Genomic DNA, 5765 nt, shown 5'->3' with positions numbered 1-5765 from the left:
GTCATCACGACCTCGGCTGCATCCAGCGGCTGGTCATGCTCGATGATGTACCACTGCGCGCCGGCCTCTTCGGCGGCAGGCAGGATCGTGGTCCAGTCCAGCGTGCCCTCGCCAAGCGCCTTGAAGCCGCGCTCGTCCTCGGCCTCGCCTTCCGGCGCGTTGTCCTTGGCGTGGATCGCGAAGACCCGCCCGTCAAAGCGGCCCAGGTATTCGACGGGGTCCAGCCCGCCGCGTGCGACCCAGGCCAGGTCCAGCTCGGCCAGGACATCCTCGCCCGCGGCTTCCATCATGACTTCCAGCGCGGTGCGGCCGTCGAACTCTTCCATCTCGAAGGCGTGGTTGTGATAGGCGAGGGTCATGTCCTCGGCCTGCAGCTTTTCGCTCAGCTGCGCCAGTTCCTCCCCCAGCGCCGTCCAGCCGGCGGCGTCGGTGGGACGGTCTTCCTCGGCCAGATAAGGGACGGTGATGATGTCGTTGCCGATCGCCTTGTTGAAGGCGATGACCGCGTCCGCATCGGCACGCAGATCGGCCAGCTGTGCGTGTGTGGAAATGGCCTCGATGCCATGTTCGTCCAGAGCCGCCTTCAGTTCTTCGGCCGTGCTGTCCTGCATCCCGACTGTTTCGACGGCCGTGACGCCTGCCGCCTGCACCGCAGCCAGCTGTTCGTCCAGTGTCCCGTGGTCGCGCAGCGTGTACATCTGCACCGCGATCGGCAGGTCACCGGTGCTGCGTGCATCCTGTGCCAATGCAGTCGAACCAAGCAGGGCAACGGCAACAAGGGAAAGTCCGCCAAGCCGGACAGGGTGTGCATGAATCATGAATAACTCCTCGAACAAGCCCGCTCCTCAGGGGCTGTCACGAATGTAAAGGGTTTCATCGGTGATGAAAAGGATTACATCAGGGGGAAGGTTTATCCCGACCCGTGCGGACGAACAGTTTCATCCGCGGCAGGTTGAATATGGCCTGATTCCTGCATAGGCAGCCGTTGATCGACCACGAGGACTCCATGGCCGCCAACGATTTCGAAGCCCGCCATCTTGAAACACTGGACCGCGACCTGAGCCGCTTTTCAGCGCTGGAAAAGGCGACGGTCTATGTCTCGCGTCCGCTGGTGGCGCCGGGCGTGGCCTTGGCCTTTGTGCTGATGGCGGGATTGGGGGCAATGCTGGCCTTCGGACAGACCAGCAACACGCTGATCGTGGCCATGGCGGCGATTTTCGGAGCCTACATGGCCCTGAACATTGGCGCCAATGATGTGGCCAACAACATGGGGCCTGCCGTCGGCGCCAATGCCCTGACCATGGGCGGGGCCATTGCCATCGCCGCCGTCTTCGAAACGGCCGGCGCCCTGATCGCAGGGGGCGACGTCGTCGGCACCATCTCGCGCGGCATCGTGGCGCCTGAAAGCATCGGCACGCAGGCGGTTTTTGTCTGGGCCATGATGGCTGCGCTGCTGTCTTCGGCCTTGTGGGTCAACCTAGCCACCTGGATCGGCGCGCCGGTGTCCACGACCCATTCGGTGGTCGGCGGGGTCATGGGGGCAGGCATCGCGGCCGCAGGCTTTGGCGCGGTCAACTGGCCCACCATGGCCACGATCGCTGCCAGCTGGATCGTCTCGCCCCTGATGGGGGGCGTCATTGCCGCCGGGTTCCTGTGGTTCATCAAGGCCCGCATCATCTATCGCGACGACAAGATCGCCGCCGCGCGCGTCTGGGTGCCGGTGCTGATCGGCGTCATGGCAGGCGCCTTCGCAGCCTATCTGGCGCTCAAGGGCCTCAGCCGTCTGATCGACGTTTCGCTTGGCGGGGCACTGATGACTGGAGGAGGCTTAGGCCTGCTGGTCTGGCTGGTGATGATCCCGGTGATCCGCCGACAGTCGCAGGGGCTGGAAAACCGGAACAAGTCGCTGAAGGTGCTCTTTGGCATCCCCTTGGTCGTGTCTGCGGCATTGCTCAGCTTTGCCCATGGCGCGAATGATGTCGCCAATGCGGTGGGGCCGCTGGCCGCGATCGTTCAGGCTTCGATCTCGGGCAGCGTCTCGGAGGCTGTCTCGATCCCGTTCTGGGTCATGCTGATCGGGGCGTTCGGTTTGTCCTTCGGCCTTTTCCTGTTCGGCCCCAAGCTGATCCGCATGGTGGGCAGCCAGATCACCAAGCTGAATCCGATGCGGGCTTATTGCGTTTCGCTGTCGGCCGCACTGACGGTGATCCTGGCCAGTTGGCTGGGCCTGCCGGTCAGCTCGACCCATATCGCCGTGGGCGCGATCTTTGGCGTGGGCTTTTTCCGCGAATGGGATGCCGAGCGCCGGCTGCGGGCCACCATCGGCGCCACCCCCGAGCGTCCGCGTCTGGGCCGCGAGGAGCGCAGCCGGCGCAAGCTGGTGCGCCGCGCCCATGTCATGACAATCGCAGCTGCCTGGGTTGTCACGGTACCGGCCGCGGCGGCACTGTCGGCCGTGCTGTTTCTGGGCCTGCGGACACTGGGCGGCTAGGCTGCCTGGGCGCTGCAGGCCGCCAGCCACCGCCTCAGCAACGCCAGCGAAGGCGCCTCGTCCAGCCAGGGAATATGGGCACGGCCGGGGACTTCGGCCAGTATCAGGTCCGGGCGTCGGCGCTGCATCTCGGCCATGGTTGTGGCTGACAGCAGGTCCGAATTGGCCCCCCGGATCAGCGCCACAGGCAGATCCCCCGTCGCGTCCCACAAGGGCCACAGATCGACCGGTTCCCCGTCGAACGCTGCCAGAAAGGCATCGCGCAGGGCAGGGTCGTAGTTGATCCGCAGCCCGTCCTCCGTCTGGAGATAGTGCCGCCGCACATCCTCCAGCCAGCGCCCCTCCGGCACATCGGAAAATCCCGGCATCACGGCCGGAAGGCGTGCCGCCAGATCTTCATGCGTCCTGTCCGAAGGGTTGCGCCCGACATAGGCGACGATTCGCTGCAGCCCCTGCCGTTCGATCTGCGGACCCACGTCATTCAGACACAGGCCCAGCAGCCGGTCATGCGCGGTGGCCGCCATGAACAGGCCGTTCAATCCCCCACGCGAGGTGCCAAGCAGCGCCGCGCGTTCCACCCCAAGATGATCCAGCAACTCCACCGCGTCACGCGCCTCGCGCGGAAGAACATAGCTGTCCTTGCCGGTCCATTCAGATTGGCCACGGCCGCGGTAATCCATGCGGATCAGGCGCACATCGGACAGATGCGGCGCAACGTAATCGAAATCGGCCATGGTCCGGGTCAATCCTGCCAAACACAGCACGGGCAAGCCCTGACCCTCGTCGCGATACGCCAGTCTTGTCCCGTCGCTGGCCTGGAAGACGTCCACGGTCTTTTCTCCCTGTTCGATCGAAGAGCGGTGTTTCGGGCCTTACAGATTTTCGCTCTGCGGCATGCCCAGCACGTGATAGCCGCCATCGACGGTGACAATCTCGCCCGTGGTGCAGGCGCCCCAGTCCGACATCAGCCAGACCGCCGTGCCGCCGATCGCCTCCAGCGTGGCATTCGCACGAAGGGGCGCGTTCGCTTCGGTATGGCGGAATGTCCTGCGCGCCCCGCCGATGGCTGCACCGGCCAGCGTCTTCATTGGGCCGGGGCTGATGGCGTTCACGCGGATGTTGTCGGGGCCCAGGTCATTGGCAAGGTAGCGCACGCTGGATTCAAGAGCCGCCTTGGCCACGCCCATCACGTTGTAGAAGGGCGTCACCCGGTTCGATCCGCCATAGGTCAGGGTAATGATCGACCCCCCCTCGGTCATCAGCGAATGGGCACGCCGCGCCACCTCGATCAGCGAATAACAGCTGATCTCGAGGCTGCGCTTGAAGTTGGCGCGGCTGGTGTTCATGAACCGGCCGGTCAACTCGTCCTTGTTGGAAAACGCGATGGCATGGACGACAAAATCCAGCTTGCCCCACCGGTCGGCAATCGTGCCAAAGGCCGCATCCAGCGACGCGTCGTCCGTCACGTCCACATCGACCAGCAGGTCCGAGCCGACCGAGGCCGCCAGCGGCTCGACCCGTTTGCCAAAGGCTTCGCCCTGATAGCTGAACGCCAGTTCGGCGCCCTCGGCCGCCAAGGCCCTTGCAATGCCCCAGGCAATGGAACGGTCATTGGCGACCCCCATCACAAGCCCGCGCTTGCCCCTCAGAAGATCACCCATGCTGTCCCTCGGTTCTTATGTCATTCCAGATATCTGGACATGATCAGCGTTGCGTTGGTGCCGCCAAAACCGAAGCTGTTCGACAGGACCGAATCCAACCCTGCATTGTCCACACGGCTAGTGGCAATCTCACCCGGTTGAATTTCGGGGTCCAGTGTCCCGATATTCGCCGAAGCCGCAATGAAGTCATTTTGCAACATCAACAGGCTGTAGATTGCCTCGTGCACGCCCGTCGCCCCAAGCGAATGGCCCGTCAGCGACTTGGTTGAACTGACAGGAGGCGTGTTGCCTTCGCCAAAGACGCGGCGCAGGGCCTTGATCTCGCCCAGATCGCCCACGGGGGTCGAAGTGCCATGGGCGTTCACATAGCTGACCTTGCGTCCTTCGGGCAGGGTTTCTAATGCCACCCGCATGGACCGTTCGCCGCCTTCGCCCGAAGGTGCGACCATGTCATAACCGTCCGACGTGGCCGCGTAACCGGTCACCTCGGCATAGATCCTGGCGCCGCGCGCCAATGCGTGGGACAGTTCTTCCAGCACGACGACGCCGCCGCCGCCCGCGATGACAAACCCGTCGCGGGTCGCATCATAAGGGCGCGAGGCGCTTTCGGGGGTGTCGTTGTATTTCGACGACATGGCGCCCATCGCGTCAAAGAGGCAGGAGAGTGTCCAGTCCAGTTCCTCGCCCCCGCCGGCAAAGACGATGTCCTGCTTGCCCATCTGGATCTGCTCGACGCCGTTGCCGATGCAATGGGCGCTGGTCGAGCAGGCTGAGGTGATCGAATAGTTGACGCCCTTGATCTTGAACGGGGTCGCCAGACAGGCCGAGTTGGTGGACGACATGCAGCGCGTGACCATGAAGGGTCCCATGCGCTTGGGGCTGCCCTTCTGGATGACAGTCTGGTGCGCCTCGAAGAAGTTCGACGTCGACGGTCCGCCCGAACCCATGATCAGGCCGGTGCGCGGGTTCGAGACGTCGCCTTCTTCCAGTCCGCTGTCCTTGATCGCCTGTTCCATGGCGATGAAGTTATAGGCCGCGCCGGGACCCATGAAGCGCAGGTTGCGCTTGTCGATATGGTCCTCCAGCACGATCTGCGGCATGCCGTGGACCTGGCTGCGAAAGCCGTGTTCGGCATATTCAGGCGCAAAGACGATGCCGGACTTGCCGGTGTGCAGGCTTTCGGTGACCTCTTCGGCGTTGTTGCCGATGGGCGATACGATCCCGAGCCCTGTGATGACGACGCGACGCATGGGGGCCTCCTTCGAAGTGAATGGTGTCAGCTGGCCGAAAGGGCCACCTTCATGTCCTTGACCTGATAGATCAGCTCGCCGTCCGCCTCGACGCGGCCGTCGGCGACGCCCATGGTCAGGCGGCGGGTCTGCACGGCCTTCGTGAAATCAACGGTATAGCGCAGCATCTTGCGGTCGGGACGGACCATGCCGGTCAGCTTGACCTCGCCCACGCCGAGCGCATAGCCGCGCCCCTGCCAGCCGCGCCAACCCAGGTTGAAGCCGGTCAACTGCCACAGGCCGTCCAAACCCAGGCACCCCGGCATGATCGGATTGCCTGGGAAATGGCAGCCAAAGAACCACAGGTCGGGCGTGATGTCGAAT

Annotated in this window: 6 protein-coding genes; 1 reads left to right on the top strand and 5 read right to left on the bottom strand. The window is 64.0% G+C overall.

Annotation, left to right across the window (positions count from 1 at the left end):
• A partial coding sequence (locus ACLHHB_RS08350) for a sugar phosphate isomerase/epimerase family protein (protein WP_410217813.1) occupies positions 1-818 on the bottom strand: 818 nt, incomplete at its 3' end.
• Between the two features lie 188 nt (positions 819-1006).
• Between ACLHHB_RS08350 and ACLHHB_RS08345 the strand changes: the two genes are divergently transcribed.
• On the top strand, positions 1007-2491 hold the full coding sequence (locus tag ACLHHB_RS08345) for an inorganic phosphate transporter (RefSeq protein ID WP_410217812.1): 1485 nt from the start codon (positions 1007-1009) through the stop codon (positions 2489-2491).
• Here the strand turns inward: ACLHHB_RS08345 and ACLHHB_RS08340 are convergent.
• From ACLHHB_RS08340 to fabA, 4 genes are all read right to left on the bottom strand, one after another.
• Positions 2488-3321, bottom strand: coding sequence for an alpha/beta fold hydrolase (locus tag ACLHHB_RS08340; RefSeq protein WP_410217811.1), 834 nt, complete (start codon positions 3319-3321; stop codon positions 2488-2490). The genes ACLHHB_RS08345 and ACLHHB_RS08340 overlap by 4 nt on opposite strands.
• A 42-nt stretch (positions 3322-3363) precedes the next feature.
• Positions 3364-4152 carry an enoyl-ACP reductase gene (locus ACLHHB_RS08335; RefSeq protein WP_410217810.1) on the bottom strand — a complete coding sequence of 263 codons (789 nt, stop codon included), beginning with the start codon at positions 4150-4152 and terminating at the stop codon, positions 3364-3366.
• Between the two features lie 20 nt (positions 4153-4172).
• Positions 4173-5402, bottom strand: a complete 1230-nt coding sequence (fabB, locus tag ACLHHB_RS08330) for a beta-ketoacyl-ACP synthase I (protein WP_410217809.1) — start codon at positions 5400-5402, stop codon at positions 4173-4175.
• Between the two features lie 26 nt (positions 5403-5428).
• Positions 5429-5765: bifunctional 3-hydroxydecanoyl-ACP dehydratase/trans-2-decenoyl-ACP isomerase (fabA, locus tag ACLHHB_RS08325; protein ID WP_410217808.1), on the bottom strand; the 337-nt coding region annotated here is incomplete at its 5' end.

Source organism: Paracoccus sp. (in: a-proteobacteria) (assembly GCF_046462195.1).
GTDB lineage: Bacteria > Pseudomonadota > Alphaproteobacteria > Rhodobacterales > Rhodobacteraceae > Paracoccus.
The sequence above is the reverse complement of the archived record's forward strand: the minus strand, read 5'-3'. Positions and strand labels throughout refer to the sequence as shown.